The 1,389-nt window shown below is 63.4% G+C and carries 1 protein-coding gene; it reads right to left on the reverse strand.

The genetic code is table 11. From position 1 onward, the window contains the following. Nucleotides 1-124: 124 nt before the first annotated feature. The gene (gene arsM / locus ELR45_RS33010) at nucleotides 125-1,030 is read right to left on the reverse strand and encodes an arsenite methyltransferase (protein ID WP_129670071.1); all 906 of its coding nucleotides are present in this window, start codon (nucleotides 1,028-1,030) and stop codon (nucleotides 125-127) included. Between the last annotated feature and the right edge of the window lie 359 nt (nucleotides 1,031-1,389).

Here is a 1,389-nt window from a genome sequence, read left to right on the forward strand (position 1 = left end):
TGCCGCCGGCGGCGCCGAAGCCGTCGAGGCTGGAAAAGACGTCGAAGGTGTAGGTCGCGGTCATGAGGTTCTCCTCGAGTGTGGTTGATCGGATATGTGGAGAGACCGGACCGAACGGCGAGACTCATCGACGTGCTGCGCGATCACCCTCACCATTGTTGCTGTCGCGCGCCGCGTCCGCGTACGCCGAGCTGCGTATCCCTGACGTACGTTCTGTGACGGACGACCCCCCGCTGGCCGGTGGCTTGGTGGCACGGATGATGGCAGAGTGCATGCCGTCAGCCACCTGGTGCGTCGGTTCGACGACGATGTCCACGAGGCCGGCTTGCGCGAGCCCGGCCCGGTACTCGGACACAGATAGGGCACCGGCTACGCACCCCACGTACGAACCCCGTCCCGCGCGTTCGGACGGGGCGATGTGGTCTCCGGCGACGACGTCGGTGATACCTACCCGGCCGCCGGGCCTGAGTACACGCTTGATCTCTGCAAACACGGCCAACTTGTCGATAGACAAGTTGACCACGCAGTTGGAGATGACCACGTCGACCGTTCCGGCAGGAAGTGGCACCTGTTCGATCGTGCCCTTGAGAAACTCCACGTTGGTGGCACCGGCCTTCGTGGCATTGTCCAAGGCCAAAGCGAGCATCTCTTCGGTCATGTCGAGTCCATAGGCCTTCCCGGCTGCGCCGACACGCTTGGCGGAGAGCAAGACATCGATACCGCCACCAGAGCCCAGATCGAGCACCGTCTCGCCGTCGCGTAGCTCGGCGACCGCGAGCGGATTTCCACAGCCCAAGCTGGCCAAGACCGCCTCGGTGGGCAGCGCGTCGCGTTCCTCGGTGTCGTACAGTTGCGCACCGAACCCTTCGCCCACGCCGACACCACCGGCGCCGCAGCAGCCCGACGACCCGCTCGGTCCACAGCAACCGTCAGCCTCGACCACATTCAGTGGTGCCGGACGAGACGTCACCGCCAGCGCGGACGCCGCATAGCGCTCGCGAACCTGCTCACGGAGATCATTGTCATTCATCATCGTTCTCTTTCCCCATGCACGTTCAGAGCAGCCGGCCCACGCGAAGGGCAGCTTGGTCGCGTTCCCGCTGGTACCTGGACTCTGCCCGGCACGCACCGTCACACACCGATCCGCATGACTCGCATAACGTGATCTGCCCTCGCCGCCGCACTCGCGCCAAAGCCCAGGAAAGCCGTCGCATCGAATCTCCTTAAATAGATGACTGTCGATACAGCTCTCAGAGTGACATGAGATATTGATAGATGTCAATATATAGCCATGTCGATTCAGCAGGATCCCGTCGCCGAACTGTCCACGTGCTGCGGAGCAGAGCCGGCACCGATCAGTCCGGACGAAGCAACCGAGCACGCGGGCGT

The sequence above is a fragment of the Phytoactinopolyspora endophytica genome, from assembly GCF_004138495.1.
Lineage (GTDB): Bacteria > Actinomycetota > Actinomycetes > Jiangellales > Jiangellaceae > Phytoactinopolyspora > Phytoactinopolyspora endophytica.

Excerpts from the sequence above, each read along its gene's own strand:
- arsM (WP_129670071.1), bottom strand. The coding sequence starts at position 1,030 with ATGAATGACAATGATCTCCGTGAGCAGGTTCGCGAGCGCTATGCGGCG.